Here is a 15,701-nt window from a genome sequence, read left to right on the forward strand (position 1 = left end):
TTATTCCTTTGATAATGCACCAATAGGATTTAAATTTGCTGCATTTCTTGCAGGGAAAAAACCAAAAATCACACCGATAAACATAGAACTTAAAAGTCCTAAAAGCACAGAATAGACATTTAAAATCATAGGAAAATCCGTGCTTAAAGTATTAAAAGCAAAAATAACAAAAATCGATAAAATCACACCTAAAATCGCTCCTATAGTACAAATCATAACCGCTTCGATTAAAAACTGCATCATAATATCTTCTCTTCTAGCCCCTATAGCCATTCGTATGCCAATTTCTCTCGTTCTTTCGCTTACAGAAACAAGCATGATATTCATCACTCCTATACCCCCAACAATCAAAGCAATCACAGCCACACAAGCAGTAAGTATGGTTGTAGTGCGTTTATTTGCTGTAATAGCTTGCTTAAAAGTGTCAGAATTAAAAGTAAAAAAATCCTTTTGTCCGCGTTTAATTTCTAAAATTCTTATGATAGCATTTTCAGCCAAAGTTGAACTCACATCATCTTTAACCTTAACTATGATTTCACGCAAATTTCTATCTCCTGTAAGCTTATTCATCAGTGTTGTATAGGGTATATAAAGACGCACTACATTATCTTCTATAGGCTTGTCTGCATCTTTTCGCAAAACTCCTATAATCTTAAAAGGTTGAGAATTAAAAAGCACCACACGACCTAAAATATTTTCACTTTTTTCATCAGGAAAAAGATTTTTTTTAGCATTGAAATCCAATACAGCAACATTGGTACTATTTTTTACATCATCATTATTTAAAATTCTTCCCGCATCTATCCTTAAACCTTCTATAGCAAAATTATTTACCCCCACTCCTTCAGCTCTTGCGCTTAAAGAAATATTGGTATAAGTTACCACTCCTGAAGTATTTGAATGAGCATCAACTGCTTCTAAGTATTCTAGGGATCTTAGCGTTTCTAAATCGCTAAAATTAAGCCTTGTTTTACCCGAACGCAAATCTCCAAAACCCCTTCCAGGACGAATTTCAATAGTATTTGTTCCAAGTCTTGCAATAGACTCAAGCACCTTAGCTTGAGAGCCCAACCCCAAAGCTACAACACAAACTACAGAAGCAATACCTATGATGATTCCAAGCATAGTTAAAATAGAACGAAGTTTGTGTGCAAGTATGGAAGAATAAGCTATCTTAAAACATTCAAAGGCTTGATTTTTAAGCAAAGTAAGTGTTTTTTTCTCTTTAGGTATTGTTTTTAAAATAAGTTTTTCTTGAGCTTTTTCCTTTTTAGTATCGCTTAAAATTTCTCCATCTTTAATTTCTATAACCCTTTTAGCTTGTGCTGCAATTTTCGGATCGTGAGTTACTAAGACTATAGTATGACCTTGCGCGTTAAGTTTTTGTAAAATTTCAAGCACCATAATACCGCTTTTACTATCCAAAGCTCCCGTTGGCTCATCAGCCAAAATAAGCTCTCCACCATTGATTAAAGCTCTTGCTATAGAAACGCGTTGTTGCTGCCCTCCGCTTAATTCATTCGGTTTAGAATCTAACTTGTGAGCTAATTCTAAATCATTTAAAAGTTTTTTAGCGTTTTGACTTCTTTCTTGTAAATTTTTTCCCGCATAAACTGCAGGTAAAGAAACATTTTCTTTAGCGCTAAGCAAGCTTAAAAGATTATATCTTTGAAATATAAAGCCTATTTTTTCACGCCTTAATCTTGCTTTTTCATCGTTATTAAGTTTAGTGACTTCATACTCATCAAAAACATAAGTTCCACTACTTGGCGTATCTAATGTTCCTATGATATTTAAAAGTGAAGTTTTACCACTTCCACTTTGTCCTATAATAGCAACAAATTCACCTTTTTCTATACTTAAACTTACATTTTTTAAAATGGCATTTTCGCCTATATTTTTGCAAATATTTTTAAGAAAAATCATTAAAATCTCAACTTCATTTTAGGAGCTAAGCCATCAGCACTTGAGCTTACTATCAATTCTTCATTTTCATTTACACCTTCTAAAATTTGAGTATTGATAGAATCTTTAATGCCAAGTTTGACATATTTTTTAACAGCTTTTTGATTTTCTAAAATTTCAACATAATAGCCTTTTGGATCACTTTTAATTGCATAAGTTGGCACTGCTAAAACAGCCTTTGCACTTGCTACAACAATTTCATTTTGTATACTCATACCAATACGCAAAAAATCATCTTTATTGGCTACATAAAATTTTGCGTAATAATAAATAGCATTTGATGAGCTTGAGCTTGAAGAACTCGAACTTGATGAGCTTGAGCTTGTACTAGAATCACTCACTTCAGTATCAGCTGGATCTATACTTGCAATCTTAGCATGATAAGTTTTTTGAGGATCATTAAGCAAAGAAAAATCAAGCTCTGTTCCTACTTTTATCTTACTCACATCAGCCTCTGCTATTTCCATCCTTACTTCCATTTCATCTAAATTAGCTATACGGACTATAGTAGGAGTGTTTTGATTAGCATTAACTGTTTGTCCTTCATCTACAGCTACATTAATCACAACACCATCCATAGGAGCAGTAATGGTTGTATAACCTAAATCTTTTTGTGCATTTTTAAGAGTGATTTCAAGCTGAACTACTTGAGCATTAAGCTCTGCAACATTGGCTTTTAAAGTATAATAATTATTTTTTTGAGTTTCTAAATTTTCAAGAGAACTTGCTTTAGCTGCATAAAGTTTTTGCTCTCTTTGATATTGCTTACTTGCAATCTCAAGGGCAACTTTTTTACTCTCTAAATTAGCCTTAGCGCTTTCAAGCTGAGCTTTTGTAATATCTAAATCATTTTGTTGTTTATCTTTGTCAATTTGAGCGATCAAATCACCTTGCTTTACATGAGTTCCCACATCCACATAAAGTTTTATAATTTGTCCGCTAACTTGAGCACCCACATCGACTTGATCTTTGGCATATACCTTTCCTACTGCCTCTATGGTTTGAGATATATCTTTTTTTTGTATTTTTTGAGTTAAATAGCTGATTTTTTCATCATTATTAAAAAAAATAAAATAAGCCCCAACACTTCCAAGTATTGCAATTAAAATGATTAAAACAATCTTCTTTTTCATAATAATAAATCCTAAAGAAAAATCAAGATTAAATTTTACTCATTTTTTGTGAATTTTTTGTGAATTTTTAATTCTACTTTATAAATTTAAAAATTCTAAAGCCATCATCACATCACCCTGCATTAAGACTTTTAAATTTTCATCATCCCAACAAAAAGTAGAACTATGATGTAAAGCTGGATGATTTAAATCCTTTGAAATTCCAACAAATACATAAGCCCCTATTCTTTCTCGTGTTAAAAAAGCAAAATCTTCAGCCCCCATGTCAGGTTTAGAAGAAACAATGATATTTTCTTCTCCTAAGACCTTTGCAAAAGCTTTTCTTGCTATTAAAGCAGCTTTTTCATCATTAATCAATGGAGGAAATTCTTTAGTATATTTAAGCTTATAATCTCCACCATTAGATTTTGCTGTAGCAGCAGCTACTTCTTCTAGAGAACTTTTTAAAATATCTTGTGTTTTATCATTTAAAAAGCGCACAGTTCCTTTTAAATAAGCATTTGCAGGAATAACATTATAAGTAGTTCCTGCACAAATTTGACCTACGGTAATCACCCCTGCTTCATAAGGGGCTAAACGCCTAGAAACAACACTTTGTATATTATTTACAAATTGCGTTGCCATAATTATAGGATCTATACAAGTGTGCGGATGAGCTCCATGCCCTCCTCTGCCAATAAATTCCAAATCAAAAATATCCGTTCCAGCCATCATTTCACCACTTACAATTTGAGCAGTATTTTCAAGCAAAGGCCCCCATAAATGACAACCAAAAACCGCATCAACATAAGGATTTTCCAATACACCTGATTCTATCATAGGTTTAGCTCCACCGCTTCCCTCTTCTGCAGGCTGAAACATAAACTTAATCGTGCCACAAAATTCATCTTTAAGCTCATTTAATATCAAAGCAGCTCCCAAAAGTCCTGCTGTATGTCCATCATGTCCACATGCGTGCATCTTACCATCAATTTTTGAAGCATAGCTTAGATTAGTTTTTTCTTGCACAGGCAAAGCATCCATATCCGCTCTTAAAAGAACACATTTTGGTTTTTTCTGACTCTTCTTTTTTCCTTCTATAATAGCTAAAATTCCTGTTTTTGCAATATTTTTTTGATATTTAATGCCAAACTCATCTAAAATTTTACACACTAAATGAGCTGTATTTTCTTCTTCAAATTCAAGCTCAGGATGCATATGAATTTGATGTCTTAAATCAACTACTTTATCATAGTACTTTAGTGCTAAATTTTCAACCAGCTTTTGCATTCTTTTCCTTAATCTAAATCTTTTATTTTCTCATCTGCTTTTTTACTGTCAAGTTTTTCCAAATTCGCCTCCATTTTTCGTATTTCTTCTTCTCCACTACGCACTAATTTTGCATCAATTTTGGAAAAATCTCCAGTTTTTTTATTTGGATATTCTACCTTAGAAAGTATAAAACGCAATAAATTTAATCTTGCTTTTTTCTTATCATCTGAAGAAATAATAGTCCAAGGACAAGTTGGAGTATTAGATGCTAAAAGCATAGAGTATTTAGCTAAAGTATATTTATCCCATAATTCTTGTGATTTTTGATCTACAGGAGATAATTTATATTGTTTAAGTGGATCACTTCGGCGTTTTTCAAAACGTTTTTTTTGCTCATCTTTTGATACCGAAAAATAAAATTTAAAAAAAGTAATATCACTATTTGAAATCATATTTTCAAACAAAGGCACTTCTCTTAAAAAATCTTTATGTTGTTGCGGTGTGCAAAAACCCATAACCGGTTCTACTCCTGCACGATTATACCAAGATCTATCAAAAATCACAATCTCACCGGCTGAGGGCAAATGTGCTATATAACGCTGAAAATACCACTGTGTTTTTTCCACATCACTAGGTTTTTCAAGAGCCACAACGCGGCAACCACGCGGGTTTAAATGCTCAATCAAACGTTTAATCGCCCCACCTTTTCCAGCTGCATCGCGTCCTTCTATAAGTATAAGAACCTTTAAACCCTTGGCTTTAACATGATTTTGAAATTTCAAAAGCTCAATTTGCAAATTCTTTAAATCTTTTTCATATTCTATTGTACTTTTCTTTCTTTTAACAGAAATATAAATTTCATTCTTTTTAACAGCCCCTTGTGTTTTTGGAGAATTATTTTCTTGCATTTTCAAACCTTTATAAAGTATTTAAAGCAAATTTACCATAATAAATTATAATTGAAGCTAAAGATAAAGGAAAAATAAGTTTTTAGGAAATTTATGCGTATTTTTGGTATTATTTTATTAAGTTTTTGTTTATGTTTTGCTTCTATATTGTCTTTAAATGAAGCTTTTAATGTAAAATCAAACTCTTATAATAACTCTATCTCAATTGATATTGAACTTGGAAAAGATATTTATCTTTATTCTAATAAACTTAAATTATATATAAATGAAAAAGATATAAGTTCTTTGATTAATTTACCTCAAAGCTCTACAAGAGGCAATGAAAATGTTTATTATCAAAAATTAAATTTAGCTTTGCCAAATTTACTACTAGAGCGCTTTGCAAAAAATACTACAAATTTAATCAAACTCGAATTTCAAGGTTGTTCTGAACAAGGCTTGTGTTATAATCCTCAAACTTGGTACTTTGATCTCATTTCTAAAAAAGATGCTTTTGAAATTTCAAAACCTTACAAAACTCAAAAAACAGATAAAAAAACTAAAATTGAATCTGAAGAAAGCTCTATAGCAAATTTTTTAGCAACAGATAACTTTTTTTGGATTTTGCTAAGTTTTTTTGGCTATGGACTTTTACTCTCCTTAACACCTTGTATTTTACCTATGATTCCGATTTTATCTTCTCTTATCGTAGCAAAAAGTAATGCTAAATTTTCAAAAAAACATAGTTTTTTTCTCTCTTTTATCTATGTTTTTTTCATGTCTTTAGCCTATGCTATTGCTGGAGTTATAGCAAGTTTTCTAGGAGCAAGTATTCAAGGAATTTTACAAAAACCTATTATTTTAATTCTTTTTGCTCTAATTTTCATAGCTTTTGCTTTTGCTATGTTTGGAGCTTTTCGTTTTGAATTGCCATTAAGATTTCAAACCTTTATACATAAAAAAAGCGAAAAAGGAAAGGGAGTTGTAGGTATAGCTATTATGGGATTTTTATCTGCTTTAATAGTAGGTCCTTGCGTAGCAGCCCCTTTAGCAGGTGCTTTAATTTATATAGCCAATACAGGCAATGCTTTATTAGGTGGTAGTGCGCTTTTTATCATGAGTTTTGGCATGGGTATACCTTTGCTTTTCATAGGCTTAGGATTAGGTTTTATTAAACCTGGTTTTTGGATGGAAAAAGTAAAAATTTTCTTTGGTTTTGTTATGTTGGCTATGGCTATTTGGATACTTTCTAGAATTATTGAAGAAAATTACATTTTAATTGCCTATGGAATTTTAGGTGTATTTTTTAGTGTTTTTATGGGAATTTTTGAAAAAAGTTTTACAATAATTTCTAAAATTAAAAAAAGTATTTTAATTCTTATTTTAGCTTATTCTCTAAGTATTTTCCTAGGGGGACTTTTTGGGGCTAAAAATTTCTTAAATCCTTTAAATTTCAATACTATATCTGCCTCAAAACCTACTTTAAGCTATGATTATATCAACAATTTTGAACAATTAAAGCAAGAAATACAAACAAATACAAAGCCCATAATGCTTGATTTTACTGCATCTTGGTGTGAAAATTGCAAACTTTTAGATGAATTAACCTTTAGCGATGAAAGAATCATACAAAAAATGCAAAATTACAAACTTATCAAAGTTGATGTAAGCGAAAATAATAATGAACAAATTAAAACCATGAAAGAATTTAATGTTTTTGGCCCACCTGTTTTAATTTTCTTTGAAAATGGAAAAGAAAAATTAAAAATCACGGGTTTTATCAGTGCTGATGATTTATTAAAAAAACTAGAACCATAAAAATTCAAAGTTTGCAAATAGGGAAAATTAAAAACTATAAAAATTTCCAAAACGCATTTATTAAAGATATTTACCTAAAAAACACAAATTGATTTTCTAGGTATTTTAGATGATCAAATAGCTAATAAAATTCATCATGGAGGCTACCATAAGGTATTTTTACCAACTCTTGTCAAAACTATCCTATATGAGAAAGATTTCTTAATAAAAAGCTAAATTTTGGCTCAATGGGTGAAAATTTGAGCATCGATGGACTTTATGAACAAAATGTTTGCATAGATGATATACATCGAATTTCAAATGCAATACTGCAAGTAAGCGAACCTAGAAAACCTTGTGTAAAAATTTCTAGAATTCACAATAATTCAAAATTTTACACATGAAATTTTTAAAATGGGCTTGAGTGGATAGTATTATAAAGTTTTACAAGTTTGACAAATACAAAAGCATGAAAACATTAAAATTTTAGAAAAAATTCTACTTCACTTAGTATATTTGAACTCAATCAACTTTTTTACTCCCCACATCAAGCTCTTAGACAAAATCCGATTTTATTAGATAAATTAGAAAAATTAAACTCTCTCATATCTCAAAATTGGCACGAAACGATATACAAATGCTTAAAAAATGCTTACGATATAAGTTATATGGATAGTTTATAAGTTTTTAAAGTTATCTTTAGATAAAATAATTCTTTTTTTGAAAGGATAATCATGCAAAGACAAACATGGAGTAGCACACTAACTTATATTCTAACAGTTGCTGGAGCAACCATAGGGTTTGGAGCAACTTGGCGTTTTCCCTATCTTGCAGGAGAAAATGGTGGCGGTGCTTATGTATTAGTTTTTTGTATAGCCATGATTATCATAGGCATTCCTGTTATTTTAGTTGAAAATGTCATAGGCAGAAAAGCGATGACAAATAGCGTAGATGCTTTTAAACAAAAATGGCAAAGTATTGGATATATGGGACTTTTAGGAAGCTTTGGTATAATGGCTTACTACATGGTGCTTGGAGGATGGGTTTTAGTTTATATTTGGGAATTAACCCTAGGGAATTTTAGCCTTGCCAATGTAGTAAGCAAAGAATTTACTCATCAGTTTTTTAACGACAAAATAGCCTTCAATCCTTTGGGGATCGGTATTTTTGCCACTGTTTTTGTAATTATTAATTATATTATTTTAAAAAGAGGCATTATAGATGGTATAGAAAAATCCGTCAAATTTTTAATGCCCTTATTATTTATCTGTCTTATTATTGTTGTGGGACGCAATTTAACCCTTGATGGAGCTATGGCTGGAGTTAAATTTTATCTTGAACCTGATTTTAGTAAAATTTTATCACCAAAACTTTTAATCGATGTTTTAGGGCAAGTCTTTTTTGCTTTATCCCTAGGTTTTGGGGTGATGATAACACTTTCATCTCATCTTAATAAAAATGAAAATATGGCAAAAACCGCTATTTATACAGGGGTTTTAAATACTATCATAGCTGTTTTGGCTGGTTTTATGATTTTTCCAGCACTTTTCTCAGCAGGACTTGCTCCAGATAGCGGACCTTCTTTGGTTTTTGAAACTTTACCTATAGCATTTTCTCATATCCATTTTGGCACCATTGTGTGTATTTTATTTTTTGTCTTACTCTTGATTGCAGCTTTAACCACAAGCTTGCCAATTTATCAAGTTATTATTAGCGTATTAGAAGAAAAATTTAAATATTCTAAAAATCTTTCTATTAACCTAACTCTAGGGTTTATCTTCATACTTGGTAATCTTCCTTGTATTCTAACTTATGGGCCTTGGCGTGATATTGTTATCATCAAAGGAAAAAACATTTTTGATAGTTTTGATTTCATTAGTGGAAATATTTTGTTTGTTTTAACTGCATTTTTTTGCTGCATTTATGTAGGTTGGATTTTAGGCAAACAAGAAAGTTTAAAAGAACTTAGCAATAACGATACACTTAAAAGTCCATGGTTTGGAGTTTGGTTTTATTATGTAAAATATATAGTACCTTTGATTATTTTAATCATTTTTATCTATGGAATTTTAAACTAATTTTTTAAATTTATATCTTTCTAACATAGCGGAATTTCCTAAAATTCCACCTTGATGTATATAAAGCAATGGTTTTTTCCACTCTTGTTTTAATGCTATACTTAATCCTAAAATATCATACAACAAATCAAATTCTATATTGCACTTTAACTTTAAATCCATATAAAGCTCATAAAATTCTTTATACGGCTTAGCAAAGTGATATTTTTTATCACTTGTTAAAATTTCTAAATTTGAAAAATCATAGCTTGGATCTAATGTTAAAATTTGTTTTTTAAGATATTTAATATCACCTACACAAGCGCAAGTAAATACTTTAAATTTAGAATACTTTGCCAAAAAGGCTGCCGAAGTGCCTGTACCCGAAGGTAAAAAAATATCAAAATCAAGCTTTAAACTTTGACTTTGCATTTGAATTTCTTGAGCAAGCTCCATATAGCCATATTGAGCTTCTAAATTAGCTATACCTTGTTCTATAAAAATATCATCTTTTTTACACAAAGACAAGGCAAATTGCTTTAAGGATAAAGAATGGATATTTTCTACAAAATTAACACCATTTTCTAAAGCTAAAGCATAGTTTCCACAAGGATTATTCTTAAGAAAAGTAGAAATTTTTTCACAAGCAAAAACAAGCTTATATGATCTTTGTTTAGCAAAAATACTTAATGCCGCCAAAGCATTACTTTGGCTTCCTCCATAACTTATAAAAGATTGATTTTTCGGATATCTTTGATGGATATAAAAAGCAAGTTTCCTAGCTTTATTTCCATTAATTTCTCCTAATAAATCATCTCTTTTAATATAAAATTCAAATCCGTTAAAATTGATTTTTTGTATAGGACTAATTGTTTTAATGAAATTCAAAGAATTTTTCTACATCTTTTAAAGCATTATCATTTTTAATGCTAAATTTTATCTCTATGCGACGACTCTTATCCTTATCTTCAACTCCGTTAATAAACACAGGATCTGAAAAAGAACGTCCACTTGCCATTAAAAGCTTTTGAAGCTTATCACTCTTATAAAAAGTATAGATAAAATTCATCACCTCATAAGCTCTTTTTTGCGACAAATCTAAATTATAAATATAAGATCCATCACTATCAGTATGTCCTTCAATAATGATATTTTCAATGTTAGAAGAAATTTTTGGATCTTCAAGAATAGCATCAAAATATTCGCTTAAGATTTTTCTCAAACTTGCCTTTGCCTCATTTTTTAACACATAAGAATCTTTATCAAAAAGTACTTCAGCAGGCAAAGCAATAGATCCTGTCTTTTCATCTATAGTGATATTATCATCAAGTTTGCTTTGTAATTCCTTGCTTAAATTTTCACGAATCAAACCAAGATTTTGCACCTTTTCTTTAGCTTTTTGAAAATCTTCTTGTAAATTTTTAAGCTCTTCATCTTTTTTCTCTAGTTGACCTAGTAAAATCAAAATTTGCTTATCTTTATTATCTAAAGTTGAGTTTAAATCTTTGCTTAATTGCTTGTAATTTGTAATATTAGCCTCTAATTCTGCTTTTTGAGAATTAGCAAGATTTAAAGCACTAGAAGCATTGTTTAAATCAGAACTTAGTTTAAACACTATAGCTTCTTTATTTCTAAGCTCTTCTTTGCTCTCCTCTAAACGTGCCTCTTGTTTATTGAGATTGTCTTTAATTTCTTTTAAATCACTTTGAGTTAAAACATATTTTACAACAATAGTACCTATTAGCAAAATAAAAACAAACAGCAATCCCGCCATTAAATCAGCATAAGCTATCCAAAAATTGCTATCTTCTTTTGACTCATTTTTCATTTATTTTCTTTATCTTCATTTTTTAGCTCATCATTGCTTTCTTGCTTAGATATTTCTGCTTGAATTTTATCTTGATTTTCTTCAGTCTTAGACTCTGAAAAATCTTCTATTTGTTTGGTTTCATTTTCTTTATTCTGATTTTCGTCCCCAGAAAGCTTGCTCATCATTTGACTTGTTTCTTCATCAAGTGCTTTCATTTCTTTTTTAAGCTCATCCATCATTTTAATTTTAGCATCGATACTTTTTTCTTCTTCATATACTTCCTTAAATTTATGCATACCTTCAAACAAGCTTGCTTTAAATCCCTCAAAAACCTTTTCTTGACTTTCCAACATTGCTTTTTCATAAAGTTCAAAATTTTTACCAAAACGCTCTACTTTTTCATCGAATGCACTTAACGTCTTATCAAGATGATGAATTTTATCACTACTGATATCGAGCAAGCGATTATATTGTTCTGACATTCTTGTATTGATTTCTTTCAAATTTTGATTGAGCAAACCTATGCCATTTAACATTTCACTATAAAGCTTTCCAAGATCGCGTTGATCTCTTTGTGCTTTACTAAGCTCACCCATGGTTTGTTTGATGTGTTCACTACTTAATCTAATAGCCTTTTCTTCTACATTTAGCATATCTTGAAAAATGCCAAATTTTCTATCAATAGCATGATCAAGCTCTGCAAAAAAATCATCATTACTAACTTGTTTAAAAATTGCTCCAATTTTTTCAAAATGTTGCAAACTCTCGGTTAAATATCTTTGATCAAGCTCTTCTTTTGTCCAAAAAAATCCGCTTGTGGCGTTTTTTTGACGATTTAGCAAACGATCTATTTTACTTTTACCATATTTTTCAAAAAACATCCACCATAATGCAAGAAAAATTCCATAAATTGAAACATAAAAAGCAGTTCCTACTCCACTTAACAAATCTGCAATTTCTTGTTCTAAAGCAGCTGTATTACTAGAGCTAAAATTTGGCATTGAAAAAGCTATACTGATAAAAGTCCCTAAAATTCCCATCATTGGAAAAATTGCCGAACCTATACTGGCAAAGTTCTCATTTCTTGCACCTTTAATATATGCATAAGCAAAGTCATCAAAATTGGCATTTGATTTCGTGTCTTTCCCTATGGCAAGAAAATGCCTCATAATATGTCTTTTTAAAGCCTGTTTAAATTCATCTTTTTGTTGTTCAAAAATACTATACGCATACTCAGCACTATGTCTAGCAAAAATCAATGCTGTAAAAAAAATCACACCTGTCATAATAACCGTATGTAATTCAACCTTAAAGTCAATTACATTAAAATAACCCAATAAAATCAAAATATAAAGAAAAGCTGGAATAAAAATAATTTTAAAATAAACCAAAGAACCTCTCGCATCTTTGCCTTCAGGCAAAACAAGTTCTGAAATTTCATCTGATTTAATCTCCATGAAACCAATACCTCAATAAAAATTTTATTTTAAAGATTGCTACTTAATTTGATAAAAATTTTTAAAACAAAATAAAACTAAGCCTTTAAAATGCTTAGTTTTTGTTTATACAGTTTAAATCTTCAAAAGCGACTTCAAGACGCTTTATCATGCTTTCTTCACCACTCCTTAACCAAACACGCGGATCATAGTATTTTTTATTTGGCTTGTCATCACCTTCTGGATTTCCAATTTGTCCTTGCAAATAAGCCCTATTTTTAAGTTCATATTCACGTACCCCATCCCAAAAAGCCCACTGGGTATCTGTGTCAATATTCATCTTAATTACGCCATAACTTACTGCATTTTTAATATCTTTTAGCTCGCTACCGCTACCACCATGAAATACAAAATTTATAGGCTTATCATTTTTTAAAGCAAATTTATCTTTGACAAATTTTTGCGAATTTTTTAAAATTTCAGGTTGTAAGCTAACATTTCCTGGTTTGTAAACTCCATGTACATTTCCAAAGCTTGCTGCAATTGAAAATTTATCACTAATTTTTCCAAGTCTTTCATATGCAAGTGCTACATCTTCTGGTTGGGTATAAAGCTTAGAATTATCAATACCTGTATTATCCACTCCATCTTCTTCGCCACCTGTACAACCTAGTTCTATTTCAAGTGCGACACCTAAAGCATCAAGTTTTTGAAGATAGACTTCACAAGTGTTAAGATTTTCTTCTAAACTTTCTTCGCTAAGATCAAGCATATGGGAACTAAATAAAGCTTGTCCATGGGTTTTTTTATATTGTGCATTTGCCTCAATAAGCCCATCAATCCAAGGTAAAAGTTTTCTTGCGGCATGATCAGTGTGTAAAATCACAGGTACACCATAAGCTTTAGCAAGTAAATGTACATGTTTAGCCCCACTAATTGCACCTAAAACTTCTCCATTAGGACAATTTTTCCCTGCATAAAATTTTGCCCCACCATTTGAAAACTGGATAATAACTGGAGAGTTAACTTTTTTTGCAGATTCTAAAACTGCATTAATAGAATCAGTTCCTACAACATTAACAGCAGGGATAGCAAAACCCTCTGCTTTAGCATAGTCATAAACTTTATTAAGCTCATCTCCGCTAATCACCCCTGCTTTTACAATGTCTAAAACACCCATTATTTATATTCCACTTTAGCACTATTTAAAAGATCTTGGCCTTTTTGATTGATAACTTTTTTAAATTCTTCAAATTTAAGTCCGTTTTCAATACCTTGTTTTACTTCATCAAATTTGATTTGACCTTTAGCCTGCGAATTTTCTTTTAAGATTACATGATAGCCAAAATTCGTTTTTATTGGAGTTGTAGTAATAGTACCATTTTTAAGTGCAAAAGCAGCATCTGTAAAAGGCTTTACCATAGTTGATTGATCAAACCAACCAAGCTCACCACCTTGGTTTTTTGAACCTGGATCAATTGATTTTTCTTTAGCAAGCTCACTAAATTTAGCATCTAGCTCTTTACCTTTTAAACCTTTAAGCTCATTAATGATATCCTTAGCTTCTTTTTCTGTCGCTACTAAGATATGTTTTGCTTGCACTCTTGCAGGTTTTACATATTTGTCTTTATTTTGATCATAAAATGCTTTTACTTTAGCTGCATCAATTTTAATAGTATTTAAAATTTTATCTTGATAAACATTAACAAGTATTGCATCTTTTGCACGATCAAGTTCTTTTGTGTATAAAGGATCTTTTTCTAAATTTTGTTTTTTGGCATCTTGTAAAATTAAATCTTGCATAATATACTGCTGAATAAGAGCTTTTTTTTGATTATCTGGTAAAGTTTTAAAATCTTGTCCTCTAAGCATAGGAGCAAAAAATTCACTTACTTCTGTATCACTAATGCTCTTACCATTAACAGTGGCTACTGTAGCTGCATTTACATTTAAAGCTACACCTGCAATCAAAGCTGCTGCGACTAAAGAAAATTTTTTCATTGAGTTTCCTTTTTAATAAAATGTATATAAAATCGATTATATCTAAACTTGGTTTAAAGCTAATTAACTAAAATTAAAAAATGAAAAGAAATTTAGAAATCAAAGAACTTTTTTTAAAACATTTTGAAAAACCTGCAACAGAGCTTAAATTTTCAAATCTATATGAGCTTTTAGTCTGCGTGATGCTTTCAGCCCAATGCACTGATAAAAGAGTTAATCTCATCACTCCTGATCTTTTTAAAGCCTATCCTGATATCAAATCCCTTGCAAATGCAAATTTATCAAGCCTTAAAACCTATATACAAACTTGTTCATTTTTTAATAATAAAGCACAAAATCTTATAAAAATGGCAAAAGCAGTTTGTGAAAATTTTGATGGAGAAATTCCTCTTGATGAACAAAATTTAAAATCCTTAGCAGGCGTAGGACAAAAAACCGCTCATGTAGTTTTAATAGAATGGTGCGGAGCAAATTTCATGGCTGTAGATACTCATGTTTTTAGAGTTTCTCACCGCTTAGGACTTAGCAAAGCAAAAACTCCAGAAGCTACAGAAGAAGATTTAACACGCATATTTAAAGACAATCTTAACTATCTTCATCAAGCCATGGTTCTTTTTGGACGCTACACCTGTAAAGCTAAAAAACCTTTATGTAAAGAATGTTTTTTAAATCATCTTTGCAAAAGTAAAGATAAGGAACTTAAATGAAAATTTTCATCTTTTTACTCGTTATATCTCTTAATATTTTCGCCTTAGAACCTTACAAGCCTAGTGCTGATTTTTCTTCTTATTTTAACAATATAAATTGCTCGCAAATCTTAGATAAGTTTTTTTATCTAAATTGCTATGATTACAAACTCAAAGGTACAAAAGCTGTTGCTTATAAAGTAGAAGCTTTAAATTTAAAAGATAAGCAAATTAAAAAACGTCCACGCTTTGAAGATGATACAAATATTCCTAAAAAATACCGCACTACTTGGAGTGATTATAAAAACAGTGGTTATACACGAGGACACACTGCACCCAATGCTTCTTTTAGCTTTAGCAAGGCTGCTCAAAATTCAGTATTTTTAATGAGTAATATAACCCCACAAATTGCTCAAATAAATAATAAAATTTGGAATGAAATCGAGCAAAGAGAAAGAACTTTAGCTTTAAAATTTCAAAGTATCGAGGTTTTAAATTTGGTACTTTACGATAAAGAACCACGATACATTAAAAACCGTATTGCTATACCAAGTTTTTATATAAAAATTATTAAAACTTCAAAATTTAAAGAATGCTATCAAGTACCAAACCACGAAGTAAATGATGAAAATATTAAACAGTATCAAATAAATTGTGATAAATTTTAAGGTATAAATT

13 protein-coding genes and 1 pseudogene are annotated in these 15,701 nt (G+C 30.5%); 5 read left to right on the forward strand and 9 right to left on the reverse strand.

The window, feature by feature from the left end; genetic code table 11:
* The 4 genes from AJ881_RS06315 to ppk2 all read right to left on the reverse strand — a co-directional run bounded on the left by AJ881_RS06315 (position 1) and on the right by ppk2 (position 5,257).
* Entirely contained in the window at positions 1–1,926 is a 1,926-nt protein-coding gene (locus AJ881_RS06315) for an ABC transporter permease (protein ID WP_070282690.1), read from the reverse strand.
* Entirely contained in the window at positions 1,926–3,098 is a 1,173-nt protein-coding gene (locus AJ881_RS06320) for an efflux RND transporter periplasmic adaptor subunit (protein WP_002871376.1), read from the reverse strand. The genes AJ881_RS06315 and AJ881_RS06320 overlap by 1 nt, the downstream gene beginning before the upstream one ends.
* A 78-nt stretch (positions 3,099–3,176) precedes the next feature.
* Complete coding sequence (locus AJ881_RS06325) at positions 3,177–4,367, reverse strand: M20 family metallopeptidase (protein WP_070282688.1); 1,191 nt, start codon at positions 4,365–4,367, stop codon at positions 3,177–3,179.
* An 8-nt stretch (positions 4,368–4,375) separates the two neighbouring features.
* Entirely contained in the window at positions 4,376–5,257 is an 882-nt protein-coding gene (gene ppk2 / locus AJ881_RS06330) for a polyphosphate kinase 2 (RefSeq protein ID WP_070282686.1), read from the reverse strand.
* A gap of 93 nt (positions 5,258–5,350) precedes the next feature.
* Between ppk2 and dsbD the strand changes: the two genes are divergently transcribed.
* The 3 genes and pseudogenes from dsbD to AJ881_RS06345 all read left to right on the forward strand — a co-directional run bounded on the left by dsbD (position 5,351) and on the right by AJ881_RS06345 (position 9,111).
* Positions 5,351–7,054 (forward strand): protein-disulfide reductase DsbD, encoded by a 1,704-nt coding sequence (gene dsbD / locus AJ881_RS06335; RefSeq protein WP_070282684.1) that lies wholly within the window; start codon positions 5,351–5,353, stop codon positions 7,052–7,054.
* Positions 7,051–7,716: pseudogene (locus tag AJ881_RS06340) on the forward strand (MOSC domain-containing protein). The gene dsbD and the pseudogene AJ881_RS06340 overlap by 4 nt, the downstream one beginning before the upstream one ends.
* A 51-nt stretch (positions 7,717–7,767) precedes the next feature.
* Positions 7,768–9,111, forward strand: coding sequence for a sodium-dependent transporter (locus tag AJ881_RS06345; protein WP_070282682.1), 1,344 nt, complete (start codon positions 7,768–7,770; stop codon positions 9,109–9,111).
* Here the strand turns inward: AJ881_RS06345 and AJ881_RS06350 are convergent.
* The 5 genes from AJ881_RS06350 to peb4 all read right to left on the reverse strand — a co-directional run bounded on the left by AJ881_RS06350 (position 9,103) and on the right by peb4 (position 14,337).
* Complete coding sequence (locus AJ881_RS06350) at positions 9,103–9,978, reverse strand: 1-aminocyclopropane-1-carboxylate deaminase/D-cysteine desulfhydrase (protein WP_070282680.1); 876 nt, start codon at positions 9,976–9,978, stop codon at positions 9,103–9,105. The genes AJ881_RS06345 and AJ881_RS06350 overlap by 9 nt on opposite strands.
* Positions 9,965–10,918 (reverse strand): OmpA family protein, encoded by a 954-nt coding sequence (locus tag AJ881_RS06355; protein ID WP_070282678.1) that lies wholly within the window; start codon positions 10,916–10,918, stop codon positions 9,965–9,967. The genes AJ881_RS06350 and AJ881_RS06355 overlap by 14 nt, the downstream gene beginning before the upstream one ends.
* Positions 10,915–12,357, reverse strand: a complete 1,443-nt coding sequence (locus AJ881_RS06360) for a MotA/TolQ/ExbB proton channel family protein (protein WP_002871383.1) — start codon at positions 12,355–12,357, stop codon at positions 10,915–10,917. Before AJ881_RS06360 ends, AJ881_RS06355 begins: the two co-directional genes overlap by 4 nt.
* A gap of 94 nt (positions 12,358–12,451) precedes the next feature.
* On the reverse strand, positions 12,452–13,516 hold the full coding sequence (fbaA, locus tag AJ881_RS06365; protein ID WP_002931943.1) for a class II fructose-bisphosphate aldolase: 1,065 nt from the start codon (positions 13,514–13,516) through the stop codon (positions 12,452–12,454).
* A complete protein-coding gene (peb4, locus tag AJ881_RS06370) occupies positions 13,516–14,337 on the reverse strand; it encodes a peptidylprolyl isomerase PEB4 (protein WP_002861301.1) in 822 nt (273 codons plus the stop codon). The genes fbaA and peb4 overlap by 1 nt, the downstream gene beginning before the upstream one ends.
* Positions 14,338–14,417: 80 nt before the next feature.
* Between peb4 and nth the strand changes: the two genes are divergently transcribed.
* Positions 14,418–15,044, forward strand: a complete 627-nt coding sequence (gene nth / locus AJ881_RS06375) for an endonuclease III (RefSeq protein ID WP_070282676.1) — start codon at positions 14,418–14,420, stop codon at positions 15,042–15,044.
* Positions 15,041–15,691, forward strand: a complete 651-nt coding sequence (locus AJ881_RS06380) for a DNA/RNA non-specific endonuclease (protein ID WP_070252512.1) — start codon at positions 15,041–15,043, stop codon at positions 15,689–15,691. Before nth ends, AJ881_RS06380 begins: the two co-directional genes overlap by 4 nt.
* The last annotated feature ends 10 nt before the right edge of the window (positions 15,692–15,701 follow it).

Origin of the sequence: Campylobacter sp. BCW_6460 (genome assembly GCF_001762705.1) — a bacterium.
Lineage (GTDB): Bacteria > Campylobacterota > Campylobacteria > Campylobacterales > Campylobacteraceae > Campylobacter_D > Campylobacter_D jejuni.